Source organism: Nocardia sp. NPDC005998 (assembly GCF_040614395.1).
Taxonomy (GTDB): Bacteria; Actinomycetota; Actinomycetes; order Mycobacteriales; family Mycobacteriaceae; genus Nocardia.
In genome coordinates, this window is the sequence record NZ_JBEXUI010000050.1 from 17,750 (window position 1) to 44,583 (window position 26,834).

The 26,834-nt window shown below is 65.2% G+C and carries 26 protein-coding genes and 1 pseudogene; 16 read left to right on the plus strand and 11 right to left on the minus strand.

Translation table 11 applies throughout. The features are described 5' to 3' along the window. Positions 1–303 precede the first annotated feature (303 nt). Complete coding sequence (locus ABZ293_RS37720; RefSeq protein ID WP_355188840.1) at positions 304–450, plus strand: DUF1059 domain-containing protein; 147 nt, start codon at positions 304–306, stop codon at positions 448–450. A 150-nt stretch (positions 451–600) separates the two neighbouring features. Here the strand turns inward: ABZ293_RS37720 and ABZ293_RS37725 are convergent, their stop codons facing one another. After that, positions 601–1,320 (minus strand): SDR family oxidoreductase, encoded by a 720-nt coding sequence (locus ABZ293_RS37725; protein ID WP_355188780.1) that lies wholly within the window; start codon positions 1,318–1,320, stop codon positions 601–603. Positions 1,321–1,411: 91 nt separating this feature from the next. On the opposite strand from ABZ293_RS37725, the gene ABZ293_RS37730 reads away from it, so the two are divergent. The 5 genes from ABZ293_RS37730 (at position 1,412) to ABZ293_RS37750 (ending at position 5,949) form a co-directional block, all read left to right on the plus strand. Then, on the plus strand, positions 1,412–2,032 hold the full coding sequence (locus tag ABZ293_RS37730; RefSeq protein WP_355188782.1) for a TetR/AcrR family transcriptional regulator: 621 nt from the start codon (positions 1,412–1,414) through the stop codon (positions 2,030–2,032). 141 nt (positions 2,033–2,173) lie between these two features. Beyond that, positions 2,174–3,610 (plus strand): ammonium transporter, encoded by a 1,437-nt coding sequence (locus ABZ293_RS37735; protein ID WP_355188784.1) that lies wholly within the window; start codon positions 2,174–2,176, stop codon positions 3,608–3,610. Continuing rightward, positions 3,607–3,984 carry a P-II family nitrogen regulator gene (locus ABZ293_RS37740; protein ID WP_354955684.1) on the plus strand — a complete coding sequence of 126 codons (378 nt, stop codon included), beginning with the start codon at positions 3,607–3,609 and terminating at the stop codon, positions 3,982–3,984. The genes ABZ293_RS37735 and ABZ293_RS37740 overlap by 4 nt, the downstream gene beginning before the upstream one ends. Before the next feature lie 85 nt (positions 3,985–4,069). Continuing rightward, positions 4,070–5,293 carry a histidine kinase gene (locus ABZ293_RS37745; RefSeq protein WP_355188786.1) on the plus strand — a complete coding sequence of 408 codons (1,224 nt, stop codon included), beginning with the start codon at positions 4,070–4,072 and terminating at the stop codon, positions 5,291–5,293. Further along, entirely contained in the window at positions 5,290–5,949 is a 660-nt protein-coding gene (locus ABZ293_RS37750) for a response regulator transcription factor (RefSeq protein ID WP_355188788.1), read from the plus strand. The genes ABZ293_RS37745 and ABZ293_RS37750 overlap by 4 nt, the downstream gene beginning before the upstream one ends. Positions 5,950–6,638: 689 nt before the next feature. On the opposite strand, the gene ABZ293_RS37755 is transcribed toward ABZ293_RS37750, so the two are convergent. From ABZ293_RS37755 to ABZ293_RS37765, 3 genes are all read right to left on the minus strand, one after another. Beyond that, positions 6,639–7,322, minus strand: coding sequence for an ammonium transporter (locus tag ABZ293_RS37755; RefSeq protein ID WP_355188790.1), 684 nt, complete (start codon positions 7,320–7,322; stop codon positions 6,639–6,641). A gap of 328 nt (positions 7,323–7,650) precedes the next feature. Continuing rightward, positions 7,651–8,142 carry a hypothetical protein gene (locus ABZ293_RS37760; protein WP_355188792.1) on the minus strand — a complete coding sequence of 164 codons (492 nt, stop codon included), beginning with the start codon at positions 8,140–8,142 and terminating at the stop codon, positions 7,651–7,653. Continuing rightward, positions 8,132–8,878 carry a hypothetical protein gene (locus ABZ293_RS37765; protein ID WP_354955694.1) on the minus strand — a complete coding sequence of 249 codons (747 nt, stop codon included), beginning with the start codon at positions 8,876–8,878 and terminating at the stop codon, positions 8,132–8,134. The genes ABZ293_RS37760 and ABZ293_RS37765 overlap by 11 nt, the downstream gene beginning before the upstream one ends. 369 nt (positions 8,879–9,247) lie before the next feature. Here ABZ293_RS37765 and ABZ293_RS37770 point away from each other — a divergent pair, with 369 nt between their 5' ends. The 6 genes from ABZ293_RS37770 (at position 9,248) to ABZ293_RS37795 (ending at position 18,863) form a co-directional block, all read left to right on the plus strand. Beyond that, on the plus strand, positions 9,248–9,691 hold the full coding sequence (locus tag ABZ293_RS37770; protein WP_355188794.1) for a hypothetical protein: 444 nt from the start codon (positions 9,248–9,250) through the stop codon (positions 9,689–9,691). 204 nt (positions 9,692–9,895) lie between these two features. Next, on the plus strand, positions 9,896–11,359 hold the full coding sequence (locus ABZ293_RS37775) for a hypothetical protein (RefSeq protein ID WP_355188796.1): 1,464 nt from the start codon (positions 9,896–9,898) through the stop codon (positions 11,357–11,359). Positions 11,360–11,607: 248 nt separating this feature from the next. Next, complete coding sequence (locus ABZ293_RS37780; protein WP_355188798.1) at positions 11,608–12,972, plus strand: MFS transporter; 1,365 nt, start codon at positions 11,608–11,610, stop codon at positions 12,970–12,972. A 107-nt stretch (positions 12,973–13,079) separates the two neighbouring features. After that, complete coding sequence (locus tag ABZ293_RS37785) at positions 13,080–13,433, plus strand: HPF/RaiA family ribosome-associated protein (RefSeq protein ID WP_354955700.1); 354 nt, start codon at positions 13,080–13,082, stop codon at positions 13,431–13,433. A gap of 576 nt (positions 13,434–14,009) precedes the next feature. Further along, positions 14,010–14,429, plus strand: coding sequence for a response regulator transcription factor (locus ABZ293_RS37790; protein ID WP_354955704.1), 420 nt, complete (start codon positions 14,010–14,012; stop codon positions 14,427–14,429). Positions 14,430–14,465: 36 nt separating this feature from the next. Then, positions 14,466–18,863 (plus strand): HAMP domain-containing protein, encoded by a 4,398-nt coding sequence (locus ABZ293_RS37795; protein ID WP_355188800.1) that lies wholly within the window; start codon positions 14,466–14,468, stop codon positions 18,861–18,863. Between the two features lie 87 nt (positions 18,864–18,950). Here the strand turns inward: ABZ293_RS37795 and ABZ293_RS37800 are convergent, their stop codons facing one another. Together ABZ293_RS37800 and ABZ293_RS37805 are read right to left on the minus strand one after the other, a co-directional pair. After that, positions 18,951–19,322, minus strand: a complete 372-nt coding sequence (locus tag ABZ293_RS37800; protein ID WP_355188802.1) for a hypothetical protein — start codon at positions 19,320–19,322, stop codon at positions 18,951–18,953. A 38-nt stretch (positions 19,323–19,360) separates the two neighbouring features. Further along, the gene (locus ABZ293_RS37805) at positions 19,361–19,930 is read right to left on the minus strand and encodes a TetR-like C-terminal domain-containing protein (RefSeq protein ID WP_355188804.1); all 570 of its coding nucleotides are present in this window, start codon (positions 19,928–19,930) and stop codon (positions 19,361–19,363) included. A gap of 99 nt (positions 19,931–20,029) precedes the next feature. Between ABZ293_RS37805 and ABZ293_RS37810 the strand changes: the two genes are divergently transcribed. From ABZ293_RS37810 to ABZ293_RS37820, 3 genes are all read left to right on the plus strand, one after another. Beyond that, positions 20,030–20,467, plus strand: coding sequence for a DoxX family protein (locus tag ABZ293_RS37810; protein WP_355188806.1), 438 nt, complete (start codon positions 20,030–20,032; stop codon positions 20,465–20,467). 144 nt (positions 20,468–20,611) lie between these two features. Further along, a complete protein-coding gene (locus tag ABZ293_RS37815) occupies positions 20,612–21,715 on the plus strand; it encodes an MAB_1171c family putative transporter (RefSeq protein WP_355188808.1) in 1,104 nt (367 codons plus the stop codon). 24 nt (positions 21,716–21,739) lie between these two features. Further along, positions 21,740–22,264 carry a dienelactone hydrolase family protein gene (locus ABZ293_RS37820; RefSeq protein WP_355188842.1) on the plus strand — a complete coding sequence of 175 codons (525 nt, stop codon included), beginning with the start codon at positions 21,740–21,742 and terminating at the stop codon, positions 22,262–22,264. Between the two features lie 136 nt (positions 22,265–22,400). Here ABZ293_RS37820 and ABZ293_RS37825 read toward each other — a convergent pair. Then, positions 22,401–23,504 (minus strand): annotated as a pseudogene (locus tag ABZ293_RS37825) (transcription termination factor Rho, short form); the annotation flags it as partial. 416 nt (positions 23,505–23,920) lie between these two features. On the opposite strand from ABZ293_RS37825, the gene ABZ293_RS37830 reads away from it, so the two are divergent. Continuing rightward, a complete protein-coding gene (locus ABZ293_RS37830; RefSeq protein ID WP_355188810.1) occupies positions 23,921–24,778 on the plus strand; it encodes a cyclopropane mycolic acid synthase family methyltransferase in 858 nt (285 codons plus the stop codon). 25 nt (positions 24,779–24,803) lie between these two features. On the opposite strand, the gene ABZ293_RS37835 is transcribed toward ABZ293_RS37830, so the two are convergent. From ABZ293_RS37835 to ABZ293_RS37850, 4 genes are all read right to left on the minus strand, one after another. Then, positions 24,804–25,205: a PaaI family thioesterase gene (locus tag ABZ293_RS37835; RefSeq protein WP_355188812.1), complete on the minus strand. Its 402-nt coding sequence runs from the start codon at positions 25,203–25,205 to the stop codon at positions 24,804–24,806. A 4-nt stretch (positions 25,206–25,209) separates the two neighbouring features. Beyond that, positions 25,210–26,412, minus strand: a complete 1,203-nt coding sequence (locus tag ABZ293_RS37840; protein WP_355188814.1) for an MFS transporter — start codon at positions 26,410–26,412, stop codon at positions 25,210–25,212. 117 nt (positions 26,413–26,529) lie between these two features. Next, positions 26,530–26,661, minus strand: coding sequence for a hypothetical protein (locus ABZ293_RS37845; protein WP_355188816.1), 132 nt, complete (start codon positions 26,659–26,661; stop codon positions 26,530–26,532). Between the two features lie 21 nt (positions 26,662–26,682). Further along, positions 26,683–26,823 (minus strand): hypothetical protein, encoded by a 141-nt coding sequence (locus tag ABZ293_RS37850; RefSeq protein WP_355188817.1) that lies wholly within the window; start codon positions 26,821–26,823, stop codon positions 26,683–26,685. Positions 26,824–26,834 lie beyond the last annotated feature (11 nt).

The following is a 26,834-nucleotide window of genomic DNA, read 5'->3' on the forward strand; positions in this document are numbered from 1 at the left end:
CCGAGCGGTCCGTGGTAGGGATAGTGGGGATGTTGGTGGTGGGATTTCGTGCGGAGCGCCGGAGGCGGCCAGAACTCGAGCGGCTGGAGGAACTCGCCGACCGAGTTCGCCAGGTGCGCGAGCAGTCTGAGCGGATGCGCGCGGAGCGCGACGGGCAGTGACGCGGTTCGAGGATTGCGGGCTGAGTGCCGCGCGTAGTGCGAACTCGACCCGTCGAAGGGAGACCCGACTGCGATGACGCCCCGTCCGGTCGCGCAGACCGACGGCGTGCCTAGACTGGCGGGCGAGAAGGAAGGACCGCTGATGAAGCGAAATCTGAACTGTCCCTGTGGCGAACAGATCGTCGGGACGGACGAGGACGACCTGGTCACGAAGACGCAGGCGCATCTGGCCGAGAAGCACCCGGGACACGAATACTCCCGCGACCAGATCCTGTTCATCGCTTACTGACCGACCGCACACGGCTTTTCGTCGCCGCACACCTGCGGGCCACCCTGGGTACTGGTGGGCGGGTAGGTGTCGTGACGAAAAGCCGTGGGGCGGTTTATTTCCGACGAATCGGATAGTTTTCACACTTCACGCGTTCGCCAGGACCATTGATCACTGGGGCGAGCCCAAGCGCGCGCCGCCGTCGACGCGGACCACGATGCCGGTGGTGAAGCCATTGGTGACCAGGAATTCGATGGCCTGGGCGATATCGTCGGCGCTGCCGATCCGGCCGACCGGGGTCTGCGCCGCGATTCCGGCGAACACCTCGGCGCGGGCGTCTTCGGGCAGGAAGTTCCACCATTCGGTATCGATCACGCCCGGTGAGACGGCGTTCACCCGTACCGGCGCCAGTTCGACCGCGAGCACCGGGACGATGGCCTCGACGCCCGCATTGACGGCGGCCAGTGCCGCGGTGGTCGGCATCGAACCGCCCGCGGATGCCGCGGAGACCAGCGTGATGGAGGCGCCGGGTGCCAGCTGCGGCAGTGCCGCCTGAATCGTGGCGATATGCGGCAGCAGTTTGCCGGAGACATGGGTCTGCAGGTGATCCAGGCGGAGTTCGCGGAACGGGGTCGTGCCGGACGGTCCGGTGACCGTCACCACGACATGGTCGACCGGGCCGACCTCCGAAAACAGTTGGGCCAGTTCACTTTCGTTCCGTGCGTCCACCACCTTGCCGGTGACCTCGGGGCCCAGTTCCGCCAGCGCGGCGGTGAGTCGTTCCTCGTTGCGTCCGGCGATGACGACTTGCGCGCGGTTCTTGGCCAGTCGGCGAGCGGTCGCCAGGCCGATTCCAGAGGTCCCGCCCACGATGACGACTTTGTTGCTCACAACATCCTCCTGAAGTTTCAACCACGATGATTTTCGAACCACCGTGCCTCGTTAATATATTCGAGGCATCGTGTCTTGTAAAGTGACGTGCATGACAGGAACCCGGGGGCGACCCCGCAGCGAGGACGCCAGGCGCGCCATCCTGCATACGGCGTTGGAGCTCTGCGAGCGGGACGGCTACCAAGACCTGACCATCAAGGCCATCGCGGACGGGGCCGGGGTGGGCCGGCAGACGGTCTATCGCTGGTGGCCGGACAAGGCGTCGATTCTGATCGAGGCGCTGATCGGCTTGGCCGATGAGCATGCGGAGTTGCGGGTTCCGGACGAGACCGCCGATGTGCTCGGCGCGCTCGAGCTGCTGCTCACGGCCACCTTCGAACTCGCGCGGAAGGTGACGGGCCAGGCGCTGGTCGGCCTGATGGCGGACGCGCAGCGCGATAGTAACCTGTCGAATCGACTTCAGGAGGCCGTGATCGGCCCGCGCCGAGCGGCCCTGCGCGCACTGCTCCAGCGGGGTGTCGACGCGGGAGAACTGACCGAGGCGGTCCCGCTGGATCTCGTGGTGGATTTCGCCTTCGGCGCGATGTGGTACCGACTGCTCGGCCATCACGCGCCGGTCAACGCCGCACTCGCGAAGGATGTCACGACCGGCATTGCCACCATGCTCGCGCCGAACACGCCGGGGCGCGTCCGTCGTGAGATCCAGATTTAACGGAGCGTAACCGGAGCGAAACCTCGTGTGATGACACTAGGTGGAGCAGTGTGACGCGAGACACCTTACGCCACAGACACTTTAGCGCTTGGGCGGGAGCGGTGCGCGCCTGCCTGCGTGCAGATGAGGTAGCGCAGAATCATGTCACCCTACCCAGACTGGCTCAACTCCGGGGACAACACCTGGCAGTTGGTCGCCGCAACACTCGTCGCTCTGATGAGCATTCCGGGTATCGCCATACTCTACGGCGGTATCGTTCAGCGGAAATGGGCCGTCAATACCATTCTGATGGCCTTTACCGCCTTCTCCGCGGTCCTGGTGGTCTGGGTACTGTGGGGCTTCAAAATGGGCTTCGGTGAACCGCTGAAGCTCGGGCCGGGCATCCTGCGGGCCGCGGTCGGCGTTCCGCACACGATCCTCGGCAGCGATAGCCAGAACCAGGCGGTCATTCCGCTGCTCGACGGTTTGATGCCGAAGCTTCGTTTCTCCGAGACCACCCTGGCGTATTTCCACTTCGCGTTCGCCGCCATCACCCCGCTGCTATTCCTCGGCAGCGTCATCGGCCGGATCAACTTCAAGGTGTGGCTGCTGTTCGTCCCGCTATGGACGACCTTCGCCTATACGGTGAACGCCTTCCTGCTGTGGGGTGGCGGCTGGTGGGCCTCGATGGGCGCGCTGGACTACAGCGGTGGCTACGTCATCCACTTGGCCGCTGGCACAACAGGTTTCGTGGCGGCGGCGGTCATCGGCCCGCGCCTCGCCAGGGACCGGGAACGGGCCGTGCCGAACAATCTGCCGATGGCCGCGGCGGGTGCGGGCATCCTGTGGCTCGGCTGGAACGGTTTCAATGGCGGCGATATGTATTTCGGCGGTGCGAACGCCTCGCTCGCCGTCCTCAACACCAACCTGTGCACCGCGGTGGCCGTACTGGTGTGGGTGCTCTGGGATATGACTGCCGGCCCGCAGCGTAAACCCAACTTCCTCGGCGCGATCAATGGCATGATCGCCGGACTGGTCGCCATCACACCGGCGGCCGGGTATGTCAACAGCTTCGGCGCGATGATCACCGGCGTTGTCGCCTCGACACTGGTGTGGCTTTCCTGGAACAAATTGGGGCGGACCAGATTGTTCCGGAAGGTCGATGACACGCTGGGTGTGTTCCACACCCACGGTGTCGCGGGTTTGGCCGGTGGTCTGCTGGTCGGTGTGCTCGCGGATCCGCACATCATCGTGTATCTGGGCAATGGCAATGATGTTGCGGACGTGGCGTTTTCGGGTTGGCTATACGGGCATCACCCGAAACAGCTGCTCTGGCAGGCGGGTGCGGCTGCGACGGTTATCGCGTGGGATGCCTTCGTCACCTTCGTGATCCTGAAATTCTTGGGGTTGTTCATGAGTCTGCGCATGCCGGACCATATATTGGAGACCGGTGATGTCGCGGCCCACGAGGAAGAGGCCTATCCGGACGAGACCCTGGTCTCCGCCCATGTGGGGACGCTCCCCGCAGCGCCCGCCGTGCCCAAGCGTGCGCCGGACAAACCATCGGGTGAGGCGCCCGGGAATAAGGCGACCACGTGAATGCCACCATCCACCTACAGGGCAGTGTCGGGTACGGCATCGATGACCCGATGAGTCCAGGTGACGGCGTCGACGCGAAGCTCATCACCTTGGTGCTGCCCGCGGCCGTCTTCGATCAGATCAAACAGGCGCTGGCCATGTTCGGCGTGCGGCGGATGGTGGTCTGCCAGGTCTATCGCGTCGACGATCGGGGCAGCCGGGTCGAACGCTATCGGGGCCAGCAGTTCGTCAGCGATGTCGAGGCCGGTCTGCGCATCGAATTGCTGGCCAGGAATGAGGATGTCGCCGATCTGATCCGGCTGGTCGACCGGATCGGTGAGAACGCCGGACCGTCCGGAATCCAGATCTGGATGATCGACGCGCGCTCGCTGTGAATCCACCTCACTCGCGAGGATGACGGTCGGGTCATCCGGACGCGGGAGGCGAGCGGGTCCGCATGCGGGAGACACTGGGTGCACTATGAGTTCTCGCAGTGTGCACGCCCGGACCACCGGCGTGGTGTCCCGGGCGTCGGAACGGCTGCGCGCGCTGCCGTCGAGTGCGGTCGATACCGTGCTCGCGGTCGCGGTCACGGTGGCCAGCGTGGGGCCCGCGATCGTGACGCGGGCGTCGTGGTGGGTGGTCGCCTGCTGTGTGTTGGCGTCCGCGCCCGTGCTGTGGCGGCGGCGCGCGCCGATGCTGGTACTGCTCGTGGTCGGGCCCGCGATCACCGTACTGGCCTGCTTGCATGCCCTGCCCGCAATGCCCTACGGCACCATCGTCTGCTTCTATACGATCGCCGCCTACAGTCCGCCGTGGCCGCGGCGGATCGCGTTGATCGCCGTGAGCATCGGAATTCCACTGTCCCTGATCATCCCGAACGAGAGTCCGGACTCCTACGGCTATGCGGCCATGTCCTTCGTCACCGCGTGGGCACTCGGCACCGGTGTGCGGGCGCGGCGGCTGCGGATCGAGATGTTGGAGGAGCGGGCGCGCCGACTCGAGGAGGAGCGGGTCGCGGCCGTCGACCGGGAACGGCTGCGCATCGCGCGGGATATGCACGATATCGTCGCGCATTCGGTCGGGCTGATGATCGTCCAGGCCGAGACCGGACCGCTGCTGACCCGCACCGATCCGGATCGGGCCGATGCGACCTTCGCGGGCATCGCCGATACGGGTCGCGCAGCGGTGCAACAGCTTCGGCGCAGTCTCGGGGCGTTGCGCGGCACCGACGATCCGCCGCACCAACCGGGCATCGAGGCGATACCCGATCTGGTCGAATTGTCGCGGCGCGGTGGGCTCGCCGCCTCATTCGACGAATTCGGTACGCGCCGTGCGGTTTCCGGTGACGTAGGGGTCACCGCGTATCGGGTGGTGCAGGAGGCGTTGACCAATACGATGAAGCATGCCGGGGCCGCTACCGCGCGGGTGTCGTTGCGATGGTCGCAGGATCGACTGATCGTACGAGTGTGCGACGATGGGCACGGGCTTCGGTCGGCATCGCCCGCTGGCGGTCCGAAAGCCACGGTCAGCTCGGTATTCTCCGGCTCGGGCGGGCACGGGTTGATCGGCATGCGGGAGCGCGTCACCACCGCCGGTGGGTGGCTTCGTTACGGGCCTTCGGCGCACGGTCGGTCGGCCGAAAGCTCTTCGACCGATGGCTTCGAGGTCACCGCCGAACTTCCCATCGCGCAGGGGAATTGAGCATGCGCGTGCTCGTTGTCGATGACCAGGATCTGTTCCGCGCCGGATTCCGGCTGATCCTGGAGACCCAGCCCGATATCACCGTGGTCGGCGAGGCAGCCGACGGAGTCGAGGCCGTCGCTTCGGCGCTCGAATTGGCACCCGATGTCGTGCTCATGGACGTGCGGATGCCACGCATGGACGGTGTTGCCGCGACCGCTCGCATCTGCGCACAGACCAGCGCAAAGGTGTTGGTACTGACCATGTTCCATGCGGACGAATACGTCTACGACGCGCTGCGTGCCGGAGCCAGCGGCTTCCTGCTGAAGGACGTGCGCCGCGAACAATTGGTCGAGGCCGTGCGCGTGGTCGCCGCTGGCGAGGCATTGCTCGCCCCGGCCGTGACCCGTCGCCTCATCGCCGACCTGGCCCACCGCGGTCAGCCCCGGCCCGATCTCATGCGCCAACTCGACGAACTGACCGAACGCGAACGCGACATCCTCCGCAACCTCGCCCGCGGCCTCTCCAACGCCGAACTCGCCGCCACCCTCGTCGTCAGCGAACACACGGTGAAATCCCATATCAGTTCGGTCTTCGCCAAACTCGGCCTCCGCGACCGCGCCCAAGCCGTCGTCTTCGCCTACGAAGCGGGGCTGGTAGTCCCCGGGCGGGACTGAACCCCACAGCTGTCATCGGTACTTCGACAACACGTCCGGCTTCATGAGACGCGCGTCTACCAAAGTTTGCCGAGCCGCTTGCTTATGCGGGCACTCAGCGCGACACCCCCTGTGCCGCTGCATAGTCCAGTGGGCCTCGGCCACAGTCAGTGGCTGGTCGGGTGCCTCGTGCGGCCACCCGGTCAGCCACCTCCCGGCATCGGCGTGCATCGCGTCGGCGGCCCGGACACGTTCGCGTCGACGTTCGGCTCGCCATTCGGCTTGGACGCGATCGACGATCGCCTGCACCGATGTTTCTTCGTCCGGTTCGGCTTTTCGCCGCCAACTGAACCTCACCACTCACCCCTGTCGTCGTCCGCCCATGTCGTCGGTGGCACACCACCCGGCGGAGTGTTGTCATCCGGCGCGAATGTGCGCGGAGCGCCGCCAACGCACACCGCGCTGGCGGCGCACCCCACACGCCGAAAGGAGGCCGTACCCGTCCATCGCGGCAGTATCGAACCGCGGCGGCATTACCGGAATCAGTTCTGAATTGCGCAGCATTTCGAGGGCGCGACGAATTCGGCGGTAGTCATTCCATTCGATGAGGTGGATTGATCGACCATTCGCAAAGTACGAATGCCAGAATTTTCTGGCGCTACGCGATATCCGCGCCGTGTCGCGCCTGATCGCATCGCATAGGCGATCAGCTAATTATCGGGTTTCGCCGATGCGCTCTGCGCCCATTTAGTCGTGCCGTCGGGTGCGTTGAGTGTGTTGATCAGTTCCACCGCCGACAGGACCAGAACCGGTCCCCCGGCGGTAATTGTCCCCAGCACGCCGCCGATCCCCGCACCGGCCATCGCAGCGGGTATGCAGCCCACCCCGAACAGCGGCAAACCCATAATGCATCCGGTAACGCCCCCGACGACCAGACCGATCATGGTGCCGACGAATGTGCCGATCGTGGCGGCGAGCCCGAATCGCGTCGAGAACTCCGCCATCGCGGCCTGATTCTCGATCGGTGACGCGACCGGCGTGGCGGCCGGTGTCGCGGCCGGTGCGGCGGCGGGCCGCAGTTCACCGGGTGTCAACCGCAGTTCTTTCGCATCTTTGCTGAGCGAAGAGTCGACCGTCAGCACCTTGTCGCCCACGGTGAATCGCGTTGGCATGACCATTACGGGCGCGCCGCTCCCGTCGAGAATTGTGAACGAGCTGCGGTCGTGGTCGAGAACGAAGGTCCCGCCCGATAGTGTGGTTATTACCGCATGTTCCACCGACGTGACCTTGTACTCGATGTCATGTTCGACGGATGCGTCCGCATGGGCGGTTACCGGCGCGATTGCCGCAACGCATGCGAATCCGATCGCCGCGATGCGCGAGGTTTCGATCACGAATTGTCCTTTTCTATTTTGTGGGCCAGAAATATGAGACGGACGCGCTGAAGCGCGCGGCCGTGGACCGGCAGCTGCGAGCCAACAGACAACCACAGTCGCAATGTCCTGACCAGCTTCGACCCAAGAAATAGGTGATAGGTGCGAGCAAATGTCGGAGAATCAGGACAGTCGCATACCGAAAGTTTGATTCCTCGCCGTCGTCCGGCTGACATCGGATTGTGATGGGGCATGACGCCGCGTTTCGCTCGTCGAGCATATTTGGCATCGATCGACGCCGTAATCATCCGGACGCCACCTTCCGGCATGCCCGATCCGAGCGTCGGAATCAGGACAAGTCGGTCAGCCGTGCCGTATATCTCAGCTTCGGCAGGTCGGTGTCACCCGGCCGAATCCGCTCGGCGAGATCCGCGAGTATGGACAGCGACGGTGGCGAGAGGTCGACGGCCGTCCGCAGCAGCCGCCGGAGCGGGTCGTCGGAAACGGTTGCGATGACACTGATATCGGTTCGTCGTTCACCGCGAGGCAGTCCGGTCCCGAGCCAGTAGGGGTCGGCACCGAAGAAGTCCGCAAGGGCCTCGATCAGTTCGGAACGGGGATGACATCGATGTCCGTGCCGCAGCATGGATACGTAGGACCCGGATGTCGCCTGCCCGTTGCGAGCGAGAGCTTCCGCGAGAGTGCGGTATTGCAGTGGTCGGCCGTGCCCGGCCTCCCATTCGGTGATGAGTCTGTCCAAGCGACCGGCGAATTCGGCATCGCCCGCAGCCGCCGAACGCCCCGGTGCTATCTCGGTCCAGGTGCCCTGTTCAGTTGCCATCGCGCACATCCGAGAAGTAACAGGGGACGCACCCGCGATCCAGCCGGGCGGGATAGGGGTCGCCCAATCGGACCGGCAGGTGGCCCTTTTCGTATGCACGGTCCACCTGGATCTGTGATAGCGGTGCCGACCCGAGTGCCCGGAGCTCCCACCGCGTTCCCGTGGCATCCGATTGCCAGCCGTCCGGGTCGATCGCGTATATCCGCTGCACCAGTCGATCGACAACAACGATGGCGTGATGAGCGTTGCGTCTCGCGGCGGTGCTCACCCGCCACCAGCGCCGATCTCGCTCGTAGAGCGCTTCGGGGGTCCGCAGCACCGACGGCCCGGCATCCGGCCACGGCTGCGAGATGATCAGCGCCATACGCTCACCGACCGCGGTGAGTGCGCCCCAGCGCGCATAGGCATGCGCCCGGTCCAGGCCCGTGGCGGAGGCGACGTCGCCCAGTTCGGCCGTATTGTCGAGGGCGGCGGCGGCAGCTTCCGACATCCCGGCGTCGATCTCGCAAGCGAGCACACTGTGCACTCGCAGCAGGGCTAATTGGAACTCGCGCACCTCCGCGAATTCCAGCTCGCCATCCTCATAGCGAGTCCATGCCTGTGGTCCGAGCCCGCTCAGTTGGCCCGCGAGGCCGACCAGGATAGTCCGCACGGACCGTGACAGCCATAGCCTCTCGGTTGCCCACAGATCGCGCGCAAAGGCATATCCGCAGCCATTTACGTGTGCATCGGTCATGGCCAAGGACTCTAGCGAGGAAAGTTTCGCAGGTCACGGATTTACCGGATCGATCTCAAGCAAATCTTCTGCTGGGCGAGAATTAAATAGCTGCCCATTTGCGAATGCCAACCAGTCGGTTCGTAGCTATCTTTCGCTCGATTTCGAAAATATCGACCGGAAAACGGCCTTCCGGTCCACGACGTTCGGCCCGAACAAACCTGGACTCCAGATGGCAGATCCCACACAAGGCAAATGCCCGATGTGCTCCCCCAATCGATCGGCCAGCGTAACGGTGCGTCTTCCCGCCACCGACGTCTGGGCAGATGTGCGTTCCGCGAACACAGTTCGAAAAGGGAGAACACACTGATCGCGATACCGACGAATTCGATGACCCCCATGGCCGCCGCGGCCGAGCCCGTCAGCACGGCCGACCGGTTCGATTGGTCGATCGGCCACGCCGACGACACGATCGTGGTGACGTTCGGCGCGGAACGCGCCGGAATCGAGTTGCCCGCGTCGCTGCGAATCGGGGTGGAGTTGTTCTTCCAGGACAACGGCCTGTCGGGACCAACGATTGCTATCGGTGGTCCCGTCGGGCGCCATATCCGGCTCGTCACCGGCATCAGCAAGGCCGATCGGGCCATCGAGTACCTCCAGCACTGCGGGGCGGTGCTCCATGTCGGCCGCGCCGTATGGCACCTGCCACACGTTTCGGGCCCCGGCCTCGCATGGTCGGCGGGCGGCGGACACGGCCATCGCATACCCCCGCTCGTGGCGGTCGCCGCCGCGGTTCGAGCGGTGCGATTGTGCAGCCCCGCCGGACTCGAATAACTCACGCAGGCGTCACACGGCGAATCGTCACTGACCGCTCGGTAGGAAGAATCGGGGCGAATTGTGTTGACTCGCCATGAGCCCCGGCACCTACGCGGCGGCGGCCGCTCCTGAGGAGTGACGTGGGGTTCGCTCGTAAGGGCGATGTGGGGGAGCGGCGCGCGCGGGAAGCATCGGACAGCATCCGATCGAGTGGAGCTGTCGATGAAGCGTTTTCCGACCCTGTCCGCCATTCTGGCGTCGGCGGTGCTGTGGTACTTCGGTACCGGCCTGCATCCGTTGCCCGGCTTGGTGGTTCTGGCACCGCTGCCGGTGCTGTTGATTGCGCCGCGAGTCGCGGCAGCGACGGCGTTCTTCGCTGGGTTCCTGGCGTGGTGGGGGAGTGGGCTGCGGTTCTGGTCGTATTTCATCGACACCGTCGAGCAACCTGTACCCGTTACTGTGCTGCTCCTGGGTGGAACCGCCACGGTTTTCGGCGGATTGGTGGCGATGACGCGTGCGCTGCTGCTGCGGGGTCGACCGGGGTTTGCGGTGCTGGCGCTGCCAGCTGGTTGGGTGGCGTTCGAGTTCTCGGTATCGCTCGTTGGGCAGTTCGGCGCGTGGTGGAGCATTGCGTACACCCAATTCACCGTGCTGCCACTGATTCAGCTCGCGTCGCTGACCGGTCCATGGGGAATCACCTTCCTGATCCTGCTGGTGCCGGCGGCTATCGCGGTGCTGACGACGCCCGAAGTGACTGCTGCCCAACGTCTTCGGGTCGCAAGTGCGACCGCGGTGCTGCTCCTCGCGGTCGGGGCATTCGGCTGGTGGCGGCTGGCCGTGGCGCCGGAGCGGGATATCGTGCGCGTCGGTCTGCTCGCGCTTTCCCAACCGCCGGAATACGTTCCGGTGGACTCGCCGGATGGTCGCGATATGGTCGCGCGCGCGGTGACGGAGATCGACCGGCTCGCAGACCAGGGCGCGAAAGCGGTGGTGCTGCCCGAAAAGGCTTGGACCGCAGACGAATCGACGTTGCCGATGTTATCGGGCCCACTGACCGAGGTTGCCACCCGGCGCAATATCCACGTCGTCGCCGGACTCATCCTCACCAGCGGCGCAACCAGCGTGAACGCCGCCATCGACTACCCATCGGGCGTGCGGTATGCCAAACACCGGCTGATTCCCGGCCTCGAAGACGGCCTCGAACCGGGGACCGGCTGGCAACGCGTTCCCGGCGAACCGTGGGCGTTGGCAGTGTGTTTCGATCTGGACGGTCCGGACCTGGTACGCGAAAACCGGCGGCGCGGCGCGACCCTATTGCTGGTTCCGGCACTGGACTTCACCAGCGACCATTGGCTGCACAGCCGGATGGCCGTCATGCGCGGCATCGAATCCGGCGTCGGTATCGCTCGCGCACCACAACTCGGCGAACTCGTGGCCAGCGACTCTCGCGGCCATGTCCTGTCGTCGGCGCGAACCGATATCACGGTGACCCGTTCGGTGCTCGCCTCGATCCCACTGTCGTCGGGCACGACGGTCTATGCCCGGTTCGGCGACTGGTTCGGCTGGCTGTCCATTGCGCTGTTCGCCCTGACAGCCGTCGGCTCGATCGGGCGGCGATCATCGACCGCGCACACCCCGAGCCCCAGCCGCCAGCTACGCGTAGCAGACACCCGTCCACGACGGTAGCCGGGCGGTCGCTACGGACCCATCGGGCGAACAGTGTTCGGCGCCCGCAACCGCCAATATGACGACGATCACAATCGCTGTAGATACCGCAGGTCGCGGCGGGCTCATCCGTGTGTGCACGGCATGGGCGCTTGTTTGCCCAGCTCGGAACCTGGGTAACGGTTGCTTTCGTGCCCTTTGCCCGCAAAACCGGGCGGGGCCTGACGAACGAATCGAGGCCCCCGACCGGGGCCGGTGAGGAGGCGCGCATGACGGACAGCAAACCGGAGGTCATACCCCTGCGCCGATCGGTCCTCGCCTCAGCGATGGGCAATGCCACCGAATGGTTCGACTATGGCGTCTACGCCGCCACCGCCACCTACCTCACCGACGCATTCTTCCCCGGCGATCTCGGCACCCTCGGCACCATGCTCGGCTTCGCCGTCTCCTTCGTCCTGCGTCCGCTCGGCGGCATGGTCTGGGGACCGCTCGGTGACCGGCTCGGCCGAAAGGTGGTGCTGGCCACCACGATTCTGCTGATGGCCGCCGCGACCGGCGGTATCGGCCTGCTGCCGACCCATGCCCAGATCGGTTGGCTGGCACCGCTACTGCTCATCGCATTGCGGGTGGTCCAGGGCTTCTCCACCGGCGGCGAATACGGCGGCGCCGCAACCTATCTGGCCGAATGCGCCAATGACCGCAAGCGTGGATTCCTGGGCAGCTTCCTGGAATTCGGCACGCTCGGTGGATTCGTCGGCGGTTCGGCGGTGGTGCTGTTGTGCCAGCTCGTCTTCGGATCGGCGGCGATGCACGACTGGGGCTGGCGCATCCCGTTCCTGTTCGCGGTGCCGCTCGGCCTGATCGGCTGGTACCTGCGCGCACATCTGGACGAGTCGCCGGTATTCACCGAGGTCGCCGATCAGCCGCATCCGCCTGGCGGCCTGCGCGAGGTGGTGACCACCTACCGCCGCGAGACGGTGACGCTGGTCGGGCTGGTGGTCGCCCTCAATGTGGTGAACTACACCTTGCTCACCTATCAGCCGACCTATCTGCAGAACACTCTCGGTGTCGGCGAGTCGACCACCACCGCGATGATGCTGATCGGGCAGCTGGTGATGATGATCGTGCTGCCGCTGTTCGGCAGGCTCTCCGACCGGGTCGGCCGCCGCCCGCTGTGGCTGGTCTCGCTGGTCGGTCTCGCGGTACTCGCAGTGCCCATGTACTGGCTGATGGGTCAGGGAACCGGTTGGGCCATTACGGGATTCATCGTGCTCGGCCTGCTGTACGTCCCCCAGTTGGCGACCATCAGCTCGACCTTTCCCGCGATCTTCCCGACGCATGTGCGCTATGCGGGATTCGCCCTCGGGTACAACGTCGCCACGGCCGCATTCGGCGGCACCGCCCCGCTGGTCAACGAGGCAGCGATCGAATCGACCGGCTGGTCGCTGTTTCCCGCCGCGTATATGGTCGGCGCCAGCCTGATCGGGCTCGTCGCCTGGTCGTTCCTGCGCGAGACCGCGGGAACTTCGTTGCGTGGCACCGCGGTTCCCGATGCGGGCCACCCGCCGTCGTCGATTGCCGGCAGCCCGTCGGGTGACCCTGGGAATCTGCTGAGTACGCACCCGCGCGGGTAGTGTCGCTATTGCCGATGGCTTGCTGATTCGGCCACCGAGCCGGGTCGGCGACCGTTGGCGGCGGTACGCAGACAGTGCTGTCCGCACCTATCGGATTGGAGACGCTCGTGCAGATTCAGGTCAACACCGGCAGCAATATCCACGGCGGCGCATCGCTGGCCGAGCGCGTGGAGTCGACGATCTCCGCGACACTCGATCGCTTCGCCGATCAGGTCACCCGGCTGGAAGTCCACCTGACCGATCTGAATGCCGAAAAGGGCGGCCCGGACGATAAGCAGTGCGTGCTGGAGGCCCGGATATCCGGTCAGCCCCCGGTTGCCGTCACCCACCGCGCGGCCACGGTCGCCGAGGCCTACACCGGCGCCGCCGACGCCATGGCCCATCTGCTCGACAGCCGCTTCGGCCGCCTGCATCACACCAAGGGCGGCGAATCAATCCGGTACCTGCGCGCCGAGTTGTAGACAGCGTCGACAATAACTTCTACTGCGATATTTCCTGGAATCGAAGATCACACCGGGCTCGATATCGCCGTATAGCGATACATCGCTGGATTCGAACGCCCACGGCGTCAGCGGAAGGTCCGGCAATCCGTACCGTGAAATACGGTTTCGGGGGGTTCAGTGGAATGGCGACATTGATCCTCGCCAAGGCGATGCTGGACGAGTCGCGGCAGCCCTAACGGTCACGTGGTGGCATTGGCGCCACTGCTTTACCTCATTTCGGAAGTCCGGGGGTTCGGCTACGTCCGACGATGACAGACGGTGCGCGGAAGAACGCGAGAGTATGCGCCGCGCCGATGAGGCGGCGACAGCGAACAGCAGGTCATCCGCGCTGCGCGGTGACATCGGCGGTAGGCTGCAGCGGTATTGCGCTGACACGAACAGATTCTCGAAGGTTTGGTTACCTTCCTGCGATTCGGATTGCGGTCCTGGATGAATATCGTGTCTATTCAATTAAGATCATGAAAATTGCTACGAGAAAGTGTGACTCGCATAAATCCGGCAGCAACGAACAGGCATCGATGTAGACTGACAGCTATGTCGGCTGACGTCGACGCTGGGCATACTCGGCTACTGGTGGCGGAAGATCACCCTATGGTGGTGATGGCGTTGGACTCCGCCTTCGAATTCGTCGACGACATCGAGGTCATCGAAATAGCGAGTTCGGTCGAGGACACCATCGGTGCGGCAAGCCGTCACCATCCGCACGTCATCCTGCTCGACCGCCGGCTGCCCGACGGCGATGGGATCGATGCGATCGAGCGGCTGCGCACCGTGTCCCCGGAGACCAGGGTCCTGGTCTTTACCGGGGATGCGAACCAATCCATGGTCGATCGGGTGATAGCGGCGGGTGGTGCTGGCCTGGTGCTCAAGACTGGAGTGTTCGACGACCTGCTGCACGCCATTCGGCAGGTCGCCGCCGGGCAGGATTACTTCGACGTAGACCTCGGACACTGAGTGACTGCAGAGGCGAAGTTAGGTTAGGTACCGCTGATGGTCCAAGACACCGCCAGCATGGATCGAGTAAGCAGCAACGACGAACGTCTGCAGCCCCTGTTGGACGGGCTCAAAGCGGTACGCGATGGTGACTTCCGGCGGTCCCTGCCCAAGGTCGGTGATCCGCTGCTGGACGAGATCGCCACCGTGTTCAACGGCATGGTCGACCAGCTTTCGCTGTTCACCACCGAGGTCACCCGCGTCGCCCGGGAGGTCGGCACCGAGGGCAAGCTCGGTGGCCAGGCGTCGGTGCCTGGGGTCTCGGGCACTTGGAAGGATCTGACCGACTCGGTGAATGCAATGGCGGACAACCTCACCGCCCAAGTCCGCGACATCGCCGGCGTAGCCACAGCGGTGGCGCAGGGCGACCTGTCGCAGAAGATCACCGTGGATGTCAAAGGAGAGCTGCTGGAGCTGAAGAACACCATCAATACGATGGTGGATCAGCTCTCGGCGTTTGCCGACGAGGTGACCCGTGTTGCCCGCGAGGTGGGCAACGAAGGACGGTTGGGCGGCCAGGCGCAGGTGCCCGGCGTGTCGGGAACATGGCGGGACCTCACCGAATCGGTGAACGTCATGGCGGGCAATCTCACCGCACAGGTTCGGTCGATCGCAGAGGTGACGACCGCGGTGGCCAAGGGCGACCTGTCGCAGAAGATCACCGTGGATGCACGCGGCGAAATCCTGGAGCTGAAGTCCACCATCAATACGATGGTCGACACCTTGTCCTCGTTCGCCGACGAGGTCACCCGTGTCGCCCGCGAAGTCGGTACCGAAGGTCAACTCGGTGGCCAAGCCCAGGTGCTGGGAGTCTCGGGCACCTGGAAGGGCCTGACGGAGTCGGTGAACTTCATGGCGGACAATCTGACCGATCAGGTGCGGTCGATCGCCCAGGTCGCCACGGCGGTTGCGCGCGGGGATTTGTCGCAGAAGATCCGGGTCGATGCCCGAGGTGAGATCCTCGAGCTGAAGGACACCATCAATACGATGGTCGATACCTTGTCCTCGTTCGCTGACGAGGTCACCCGCGTCGCCCGCGAGGTTGGTACGGAGGGGCGGCTCGGCGGCCAAGCCGACGTGAAAGGCGTATCCGGCACCTGGAAGGGCCTGACCGAGTCCGTCAACGTGATGGCGGACAATCTGACCGATCAGGTGCGGTCGATCGCCCAGGTCACAACCGCGGTTGCGCGCGGGGATTTGTCGCAGAAGATCCGGGTCGATGCCCGAGGTGAGATCCTCGAGCTGAAGGACACCATCAACACGATGGTCGACACCTTGTCTACGTTCGCCGACGAGGTCACCCGCGTCGCCCGCGAGGTTGGTACGGAGGGGCGGCTCGGCGGCCAAGCCGACGTGAAAGGCGTATCCGGCACCTGGAAGGGCCTGACCGAGTCCGTCAACGTGATGGCGGACAATCTGACCGTTCAGGTGCGGTCGATCGCCCAGGTCGCGACCGCGGTTGCGCGCGGCGACCTATCGCAGAAGGTCACCGTCGAAGCCATGGGCGAGGTCGCCGCGCTGGCGCAGACCATCAATACGATGGTCGATACCTTGTCCTCGTTCGCCGACGAGGTCACCCGCGTTGCGCGCGAGGTGGGCACCGAAGGCATCCTCGGCGGGCAGGCGCGCGTGCCCAATGTCGCCGGCACCTGGAAGAGCCTCACCGATAATGTGAACTCGATGGCGGGCAACCTGACCAGTCAGGTTCGATCCATCGCCCAAGTCACCACGGCCGTGGCCCGCGGCAATCTGTCGCAGAAGATCGACGTCGATGCGCGCGGCGAGATTCTGGAGCTCAAGACCACGATCAACACCATGGTCGATACGTTGTCGGCGTTCGCCGCCGAGGTGACCAGGGTGGCGCGCGAGGTCGGTAAGGATGGCCGGCTCGGCGGACAAGCCGAGGTCGAGGGCGTGTCCGGAACCTGGAAGCGGCTGACGGAGAACGTCAATGAGCTCGCCGGCAACCTGACGCGTCAGGTGCGTGCGATCGCCGAGGTCGCGAGCGCGGTGGCGACCGGAGATCTCACCCGATCGATTTCCGTCGAGGCGGAAGGTGAGGTCGCCGCACTCAAGAACAACATCAACGCAATGGTGCAGTCCCTCCGCGAAACCACCCGCACCAACGAAGAGCAGGCATGGCTCAATACCAACCTGGCGCGGATGTCCGGACGCTTACAGGGACACCGGGATCTCACCGCCGTCGCCCAGCTGATCATGAACCAGCTCACCCCGCTCGTCGGCGCTCAGTACGGGGCGTTCTTCTTAATGGAAGCCGATGACTACCACGTCCGACTGCGGTTGATCGCGGGCTACGGGCGCAATGCGGACAACGTCGTATTCGACCTCGGCCAGTCGCTGGTCGGGCAGGTGGCGCTGACCAAGAAGGCGATCGTGGTCGACCAGACACCGCCGGACTACGTCCGGATCAGCTCCGGTCTCGGGGCCGCGGGACCGGTCAACCTGATCGTGCTGCCGATTGTGTTCGAGGACCAGGTGCTCGGTGTGATCGAACTGGCCTCCTTCAGCCGGTTCACGCTGGTACAGCAAGATTTCCTCGAACAGCTGATGGAAAGCATCGGCGTGAATGCCAACACGATCATGGCCAATGCGCGCACCGACGCCCTACTCGAGGAATCGCAGCGACTGGCGGGAGAACTGCAACAGTCCAATGCGGCACTCGAGGAAAAAGCAGAGCAGCTGGTCCGCCAGAACCGCGATATCGAAATCAAGAACTTCGAAATCGAACAGGCCCGGCGGGAGATCGAGGAACGTGCCCAACAGCTCGGGCTGGCGTCGAAGTACAAGTCGGAGTTCCTCGCGAACATGTCGCACGAGCTGCGCACTCCGTTGACCAGCCTGCTGATCTTGGCGGGCATATTGGCGCAGAACACAACCCGGAATCTGACCGCGAAGCAGGTCGAATTCGCCAACGTGATCCAGTCCGCAGGCAAGGATCTCCAGCAGCTGATCGACGACATCCTCGACCTGTCCAAGGTCGAGGCCGGGAAGATGGACATTCAAAGGGAGTTCGTGCCGCTGCGGCAGTTGCTGGAATACGTGCAGACCACGTTCCGGCCACTGATCAGCGAGAAGGGCCTCGAGTTCGACGTCGATGTCGAACCCGGCGTTCCCGCCCACCTCAACACCGATGAGCAGCGGTTGCGGCAGGTGCTACGCAACCTGCTGTCCAATGCCGTCAAGTTCACCGACAAAGGCATGATCCGGCTCAAGGTATGGCGGCAGGACGACCGCATCGCATTCTCCGTGAGCGACACCGGAATCGGCATCGCAGAGCAAAACCTGGAGGCCATCTTCACCGCGTTCCAGCAAGCCGACGGCACCACCAGCCGGCGATATGGCGGTACCGGTCTCGGCCTATCGATCAGCAGGCAGGTGGCGAACCTGCTCGGTGGCGAGATTCGTGCCGAAAGCCGACTCGGTGCCGGGAGTACGTTCACGCTCCATATTCCGGTGACACCGCAACTGGAGGTCGCGACCGAGTCGAGGACGCGGTCGAAGCCGATCGATCGTTCCGTACTTGTCATAGAAGACCAGGAGAGCCGGCCGCTGACCCGGCTGGTCCGTGGGGTCGTCGGGGCACTTGCGGACACCTCGGGGACGGTCCGCATCGAGTCCGTCGGTAGCGCCGACAAAGCACTCGCGGCATTGCCGGCCCATCCATATCGGTGTGTCGTGCTGGACGCGAGCCTGCCGGAGGTCGGCACGGCGGAGTTCCTGCGTCGCCTGCGCGAGGGCGCGGAGTCGAGAAGTATTCCGCTGCTTGCACATCCGGTCCGTGAACTCGATCCTGACCAGGAACGGCTTATCGAGACGTATGCCCGGGACCATCGGGTCGAACTGGTGACTTCGCCCGATGAGTTCTGCGAACGGTTCATCCTGCTGCTGACCCATCCGCACCGGACGGAGCTCGAAACACCGGCGCGCCCGGCCGGGCAGCCCAGGCTGGCCGGACGCAAGGTCCTGATCATCGATGACGATGCCCGCAATGTCCTGGCGATCGCGGGAGTGCTGGAACTGAACGGGATGTCGGTGGACCACGCGCCCAACGGACGAAAAGGCATCGAAACACTGCAGGCCAACCCGGATGTCGATGTCATCGTGATGGACGTGATGATGCCGGAGATGGACGGATACGCAACGACCGCAGCGATACGGGGAATGCCCCGCTTCGACCGGCTCCCGATCATCATGGTCACCGCTAAGGCCATGGCGGGCGATCGGGAGAAGAGCTTGGCATCCGGCGCCAGTGACTACATCACCAAGCCCGTCGACCCCGACGAACTGCTGGAGTGCATCGACCGGTGGTTGCAAGCCGTCGACCGGCCGGGCGGCGAGCCAGCCCCGGTGGCAGAACTCGATGTCCGTGCATAGGCCATAGCGTCGATCGCAGACGCCCAACCGCGCCGCCATCATTGCCCACCTCGCCCAGCCCGCGACCGCGCCAGCCGAATCCCGCGCTCAGTCGTCTTCGGTGTCGTCTTCCGGCCAGCCGTCCTCGATGATCAGTCGGCCGGATTGCATTGCCTGCGTGTACTGTTCGGCGACCAGGTCGGTGGGGTAGGTGGGCCAGTAGGAGACTGCCCCGGTTGGTTTATCGATGACGCAGACCGAACCGCCAATGGCCGGGGGGAGCGGGTGTCTGTGCGGATCGATACCCGGGGGCGGCGCGAAGATGGCCACGACCGTGAAGCACGAATCGAATTCGGTGAGCAGATTGGAGATACCGCGGTCTGCGTCGTCGGCCCTGGACAGGTAGTGGTCGGCGATGCGTTGTGCCTCGGCGAGATCCACCGGGATGGTGGCCTCGGTCGGGTAGGCATGGATGTCCATGACCAAGAACTTAACGGTCAAACGTCAACGGGCCGTGGTCATTCGAAGTGGACGGTGGCGACCATGCGGCGGGCCAGGGTTTCCGGGTCCGAACCGTTGGCCAGCGCCGAATCCTGTAGTGCCCCTTCGCGCCAGAGCGCCGCGAAGCCGTGCACCAGCGACCAGGCGGCGAGGCGGGTGGCTTGTTGCTGTTCAACGGTGTTGTCGGGCTGCATGAGCGCGACACCGGAACGCAGGGCCGCGCCCGCCTCGGTGCGGGCGGCGATCAGGCGCTCGTCATCGGCGTGCAGGAGTTCGCGCCGGAACATGACATCGAAGTGACCGGGATGTTCTAGGGCGAAACGGATATAGGCGACCGCGATCTCGCGGAAGTCGGGTCCGGCCCCGGCCAGCTCCGCGGCGAGCAGACCGAAACCTTCGATGGCCAGCGCGGTCAGTAGCCCTGCGCGATCACCGAAATGGTGCGCGGGGGCCGCGTGCGAGACATCGGCGCGGCGGGCCAGCCCGCGCAGGGATACCGCGTCGACGCCGTCGGTCGCGATCTGGGCGGCGGCCGCGGCCAGGATGGTGGCCCGCAGATCGCCGTGGTGGTAGCCGCTCTTCGCCATGTTTCGATGGTGGCCCAAAATCTAGCCATTGACAAGTTTCCAGCTCGAACCTAATCTAGTCACTGTCAAGATAAGGTGCTCGACCCGCAGGAGACTCTGATGGCACCGCTGATTGTTCTCATCGTCATCGCCGGACTGGCTCGGTTCCTCGGCTGGGTCGGCAACCTCGGTTGGCTCGACTCCTGGCCGCACGCCGCCGCGCTCGGACTGGCCGCGATGTTCGCGCTCACCTCCAGCGCGCATTTCCTGGAGCCCAAGCGTGGCGCACTGGTCGCGATGGTGCCGCCGCGGCTGCCCAATCCGGCGGGCTGGGTCACCTTTACCGGTCTGCTCGAAATCGGCGGCGCGATCGGTCTGCTGATCCCGCCCATCGCCAAATTGGCCGCCGCGGGCCTGATTCTGCTGCTGATCGTGATGTTCCCGGCGAATATCCGTGCGGCGCGGGGTGATATCGGCATCAAGACCATGCCGCTGCCGCTGCGCACCGTCGTGCAACTCGTCTTCCTCGGGGCAGGTGCGCTGGTGCTGCTCGGCTGATCGGCGAAATCCAGCGCCAGCACACCGAATTCCGGTGTGCTGGCGCTTGCCTGTGTCGTCCTCGAGCGTCCGGCTAGCCTCCGTCAGGGTGGTCCGGGGCAGTATCCTTCGACGGGCACGAGTTCCGCGGCCGAGAGGGTATCGATGTCCTCACTGATTCCCGAAGCCGTCGCCTGGCTGGTGATCGGCTACATCGGTGTCATTACGGCCGGGCGGCTGATGCTGTTGCGGGACACGATCATCGATCAGCTCGTCAATCGGATGCTGCTGTGGAGCATCGCCGCCATGCTGCTCTACCGCTGCGCGCCGACGCCGAGCATCACCAGTCTGCCCACTGCGCTATCGGTGGGCTGCGTCGTGATGACGACGATGTACCTCTATGTCATGGCGCGGTATATCGTGGCCGAGACCGGGCCCGCCGCCGTATGGCGTCGACACCGTCGGTGCGGTCTCGTCGCCGCGGTGGCGACCGTCGTCATGGTGGTGTCCGGGATGGCGGCCGAGGACAACGGGCGACCGGTCGATCTGGGCGTGCACGGGCCCGCGGCGATCTTCGGATTCGCCTATGCCGCTCCGCTGGCGGTCAATATGGTCGTCTTCCTGTTCGCGGGCATCCGTGAGCTCCGCATCGGCGACCTCAGCGCCAAGGGGCAGTTGGTCTGCTGGCTGCTCGGTATCAGCGGCGGCTTCGTCTTGGTCAATCAGGCGTTGTCCCTGGCGCAATTGCTGACCGGTTGGCCCGACCTCGGCCCGCAGCTCCCGCGCGGGGAGCTCGATTTCGTACTCTGCCTGGTGCTCGACGTGACCCTGCTCGCCATCCCACTGCTCAGCGCACTGCTCGCGCTGGCGGGATGGGATCGGGACGGCCGGATCTGTCGCCGATTGCGGCCACTGTGGCGCGACCTCACCGCCGCGGTCCCCGAGATCGTGCTGCCCGCCGACGCCCGCCGCGGTGCGGATCCGGCGACCCGCCTATTTCGGATGACCGTCGAGATCCGTGACGCCCTGCTCCACCTCGGCTCCTATCTCCCGACCGAACCGCACTCTGCATTCGAATCCGACTGGGAGATAACCGATTACGCTCGCCGGCTCGCCCATGCCGCCCGCGCACGAAAGGCGGGCAGCGTGCCGACCGTCGCCGGGGCCGGACCGCGACTGCCGCTGGTCGGGCACGATTTCGACGCCGAGCTCCGGCATCTGCTCGGTCTGGCCCGCGTCTGGTCGCAGACGAGGGCGGCTATGGGATGAGCCGGTCCGGAGACCGCGGCTGGCCTGGCCGAGACCGACGAAAACCGGACACGTGCCTTCGGGTTGCTCGGCGAGTTGACCCGCGAGGGCGTGGAGGCCGATTTCCGAGCCGCCATCGCCTATGCCCGCGAGCACGGCCAGGCCTCCGATAAGACCGGTGTGCTCGGCTTCAGTCTCGGCGGACATTTGGCCTACTTCGCCGCCACCCGCCTCGACCTGGACGCGGCGGCGATCTTCTACCCCGGCTGGCTCACCACATCGGGGACCGCGCTGAGTCGGCCGGAGCCGCTGCTGGCCGCGACCGAAGGGATCGCCAAGGACGATGTGCGGCTGTTGATGTTCTTCGCCGAACTCGATCACGTCATCGATGCAGAACAGCGCGAGCAGATCGGCGCGGCGTTGAACAATGCTGGTGTGCGCCATGAGCTGGTGGTCTACCCCGGCGCGAAGCACGCCTTCTTCTTCCCGGGTCGAGAGCCCTACGACGCGGCGGCCGCCGAGGACTCGTGGCGGCGGGCGTCCGAGCTGTTCGCCGCCGAACTGAGCTGATTCCGAGCCGGAATGCAGAACGCCCGACCGGCCCTGTCTCCCCCTCCGAAGACAGGCCCGATCGGGCTGTAATAAAGATGCCTCGGAATACTTGACAGGGCCTTAAAGAGGGCTTAAAGGAGACGCGTCAAACGGGTCAGTTCCGCTTGCCGCCCAGCTGGGCCAGGAAATCGGCGTTGGTCGGGGCATTGCGCAGACCCTCCAGCAGTAGGTCGATGGCCTGCTGACCGTCCACGGCGTTGAGCGTACGACGCAGCAGGTGGTTGGCCACCAATTCGTCTGGGGCGAGCAGCAATTCGTCCTTACGGGTGCTGGACTGCGCGATATCGATGGCCGGGAAGACGCGGCGGTTCGCGGTCGCGCGATCGAGTTTCAGCTCGGCATTGCCGGTGCCCTTGTACTCCTCGAAGATCACGGTGTCGGCCAGCGATCCGGTCTCGACCAGGGCGGTGGCGATGACGGTGAGCGAGCCGCCGTGCTCGATATTGCGTGCGGCGCCGAGGAATCGCTTGGGCGGCGCGAGTGCGGTGGCGTCCACGCCGCCGGAGAGTATGCGCCCGGAGGCCGGGGCGGCATTGTTGTAGGCGCGGGCGAGGCGGGTCAGCGAATCGAGCAGCACGACCACGTCCCGGCCCATTTCGACCAGGCGTTTGGCATGTTCGATGGCGAGTTCGGCCACTGCGATATGTTCGCGGGGCGGCTGGTCGAAGGTGGCGGCGGCGATATCGGCGGGTACCGATCTGGCCAGATCCGTCACCTCCTCGGGGCGCTCGCCGACCAGCACGAGCATCAGCTCGCACTCCGGGTGGTTCTTCGCGATGCCGTGCGCGATCGCTTGCAGCACAGAGGTTTTGCCCGCCTTGGGCGGTGCGACGATGAGCGCGCGCTGCCCCTTGCCGATGGGCATGGCCAGATCGGTGACCCGGGTGGTCATGGCATGGGGTTCGGTCTCCAGGAGCAACCGCTGGTTGGGGTAGATGGGGACCAGGTCCTCGAATTTCGGGCGAGTCGCGGCCCGGCTGGGGTCCTGTCCGTTGACGGATTCGATATCGACGAGCGGGTCGAGTTTGTCGCCGCGTGCGGGTTCGGTCGTGCCGGTGATGAAATCGCCACGGCGCAAACCGTATTCGCGGATCAGCCGGGGTGGCACGTGCACGTCACGCGGGCCGGGGAGATAGCCGTCGACGCGCAGAGCGGCGGCGCGGTTGTCGGGGATCTCGAGGATGCCGCCGACGGATCGTCCGGGGTTCGCCGCGGCGTCCCCATCGGGTGGTGTGGGAAAAGTGTTGTCTTTCATGGTGTTTCCTTCGAATTTCATGGGTACGGCGAACGGCCGTGAGAGGCAGCGGCGATGCGCTCGCTGCGATGAATGTCCCTGTGCGCTCTGGGAAGCGGATTCACGGGAGTGTGGAACCGTGGTGGGAAGAGAAGAGATCTCGTGGGAAGCCCGACTCCGATCGGCCGGGATGGCCATCCACAAGGACAGGGCCGAGGGTACAGCTTCGAACGATTGTGCGCAATGGTTCGAGTCAGAGCTGGGCAACAGGGCCGATAACAGAGCACGCTTTGGTATCGATCTTCGCCTGCTGTAAACTATCCGGCGGCGTGTCTCGTATTGGTCCATATCTGGATACTCGGCGCAGGCAGGAGATACGCATGGCCGACTTCGCCCCGTTCTACGAGCAAGTTCAGTCGCACTACGATGTCTCCGACGACTTCTACCGGCTATTTCTCGACCCCTCGATGACCTACAGTTGCGCCTACTTCGAGCGTGATGACATGACCCTCGAACAGGCCCAGCTGGCCAAGATCGACCTCGCGCTCGGCAAGTTGGATCTGCAGCCGGGGATGACCCTGCTCGATATCGGATGTGGCTGGGGCGCAACAATGTTCCGCGCGGTCCAGCGCTATGGCGTCGAGGTCGTCGGACTTACCTTGAGCCGCAACCAATATGAGCACGTCCGTGCCGAGAGCGATCGGCGCGCGGTCGCGGGCGTCGAGATCCGGCTACAGGGCTGGGAGGAATTCGACGGCAACGCGGACCGGATCGTCAGCATCGGCGCCTTCGAACACTTTCGGCGGGAGCGCTACGCCACCTTCTTCGAACGCTGCCACCATATGCTGCCCCCCGATGGGCGGATGCTGCTGCATACCATCATCGGCCATACGCTCAACGACCTACGGCGCATGAATATTCCGGTGACCCGGGAGGACGCACTGTTCCACATCTTCGTCAAGCGCGAGATCTTCCCCGGCGGTCAGCTGCCGCAGCCCGCGGAGGTCACCCGGCTGGCCGGACAGGCCGGATTCGGCACCGAGCAGATCCAGCCGTTGCGCCTGCACTACGCGCGCACCCTGGACCAATGGGCCCAGGCCCTGGTGGACCATCACGACGAGGCGATTCGGATCGCCTCCGAAGAGGTCTACGCCAGATACCTGAAATACCTCACCGGATGTGCCGACCACTTCCGCAGCGGGCACATCGATGTCATGCAGTTCACGTTGGTGAAGTGAGCCCGGCGCATGGCCGGGCTTCGGGTCAGAGCACGGCTTGGGTCTGGGTCACCTTGGCGACGAGTTTGTCCGAGTCATCATGGATTTCGGTTTCCACCACGATGAACGACCGTCCGGCGTGCAGCGGCCGCGCCGAGGCGATCGCATGACCGGACCGCACGGCCCGCAGGAAATTCGATTTGGACTCGACCGTCGTCGTGCCCTGTTTGCCCTCGGGCAGATTCAGGAACGCGCAGACCGCGGCCGTCGCGTCCGCGAGTGACATCAGCACACCGCCGTGCAGCACTCCGCCCAGCGTGCACAGCGATTCGTCCCACGCGATCCGGCTGCGCACCAGTGCGGTGCCGTGTTCGAGCACCTCGACCCCGAGGCGCTCGGTGAACGGCATGGACTGGTGAAAGAGTTTGGTGCCCACCTCATCGATCATGAACTCAGCTTGCCTGACGGACCTGGCGCGCGTCGATTACCCCGGAGGTAATCAGGAGTACGAGCAGTGCGGTCGCACCGCCGCACAGCAGCACGGTCGAGGGTGAGGTCCGGTCCACGATCACCCCGCCGACCAGCGCGCCCGCACAGAAGGTCGCCTGGAATGACGCCGTGAACAGCACCGATGCCACCTCGGGGGCGTCGGGCAGCGCGTTGGCGAACCAGGTCTGCAGGACGACCGGGATCCCGCCGTATCCGACACCCCAGACGATCAGCACTGCCCCGGCGCCGAACTCCCATCGGCCGAGCAGCGGCAGCGCCAGCATCGCGGCCGCCATGGCGGCCGCCGCACAGCCGAGCGCGGTCCGGGGACGGCCGAGCAGGGTGCCGCCCAGGAAGTTTCCGGCAATGCCAGCCGCGCCGTAGATCAGCAGCAGGACCGTGATGGACCCCGCACTCACCTGGGTCACCTGCTCCAGGAACGGGGTGACGTAGGTATAGGTGCCGAATTGTGCAAGCACCACGAAAAGGGTTGCCAGCAGGGCGATTCGGACGGTGGTGCCGCGCAGTCCAGTGCGCAGCGCGGTGACGTTCACGGCCTGCTGGGCGGGCAGCGATGGCAGTGCGAATGCCAGTAGCGCCAGCACCACCGCCGACAGTATGCCCAGGAGGACGAATGCGGCTCGCCAGCCCGCCAGGTGGCCGACGAAAGTGCCCGCGGGCACACCGAGCACCGAACCCAGCGGGACCGACGAGAAGATCACTGCGGTGGCCCGGTTCGCCGACTCCGGCGGCACCAGCCGACCGGCCAGTCCGGCGGCGATCGACCAGTAACCGCCGATGGTGATCCCGATCAGCACACGGGATACCAGCACCACCCCGAACTGTGGCGCGGTCGCGGCCACCGCATTGGCGATCACCAGCAGCAGCGTGCAGCCGCACAGCAACAGTCGGCGATCGACGCGGGCGGCCGCGACGGTCACCAGGGGAGCGGCGATCGCGGCGAGCAGCCCCGGCATGGTCATCATGAGTCCGGCCATGCCGTCGGAGATCGTGAAATCGGATCCGATCGAGGTAAGCAGGCCGATCGGCAGAATCTCGGTCGTCACGATCGAGAAGATGCCGAGCGTGACCGCGACGACGGCGAGCCAGCGGATCAGCGGTGGCCGGGTGACCGGGGTGGGGGAGGGTTCGAGAGCGATGGACATGCGCTCCAGTTCAGCAATCCGCGTCGCCGAGTTCCGGCGGGTTTCCGCCGCGAATGCGCCGATGTCCGGTGCACGACAGGGGAAGTCGTCGCGCACCGGGCATCGTGCTCTTCGCCGTTACGAGCTGAAGAACTGGATCGCGCTGGCAATGCCGACCGGCACGCCGACAATGACCACGCCAGCGGCGGCGCCGAGGGCGATACCGGCCGGGCAGATGCCGATCGGGCCGCCGAGGAAGATCGCGGGCATGCCGACAATCGCGCCGGCGACTCAGCCGAGACCGGCGCCGATGAGATCGTGCCGACCAGGGGTGTCGACGGCGGTGGCCAGAGCGAACTGGGTGCCAGCAGTGCTGAGCGCGGTATTGAAATCGACGGAGCCGATCTCCTTCGTATCGACCGGCTCGAGCATGGTGGCAGGGT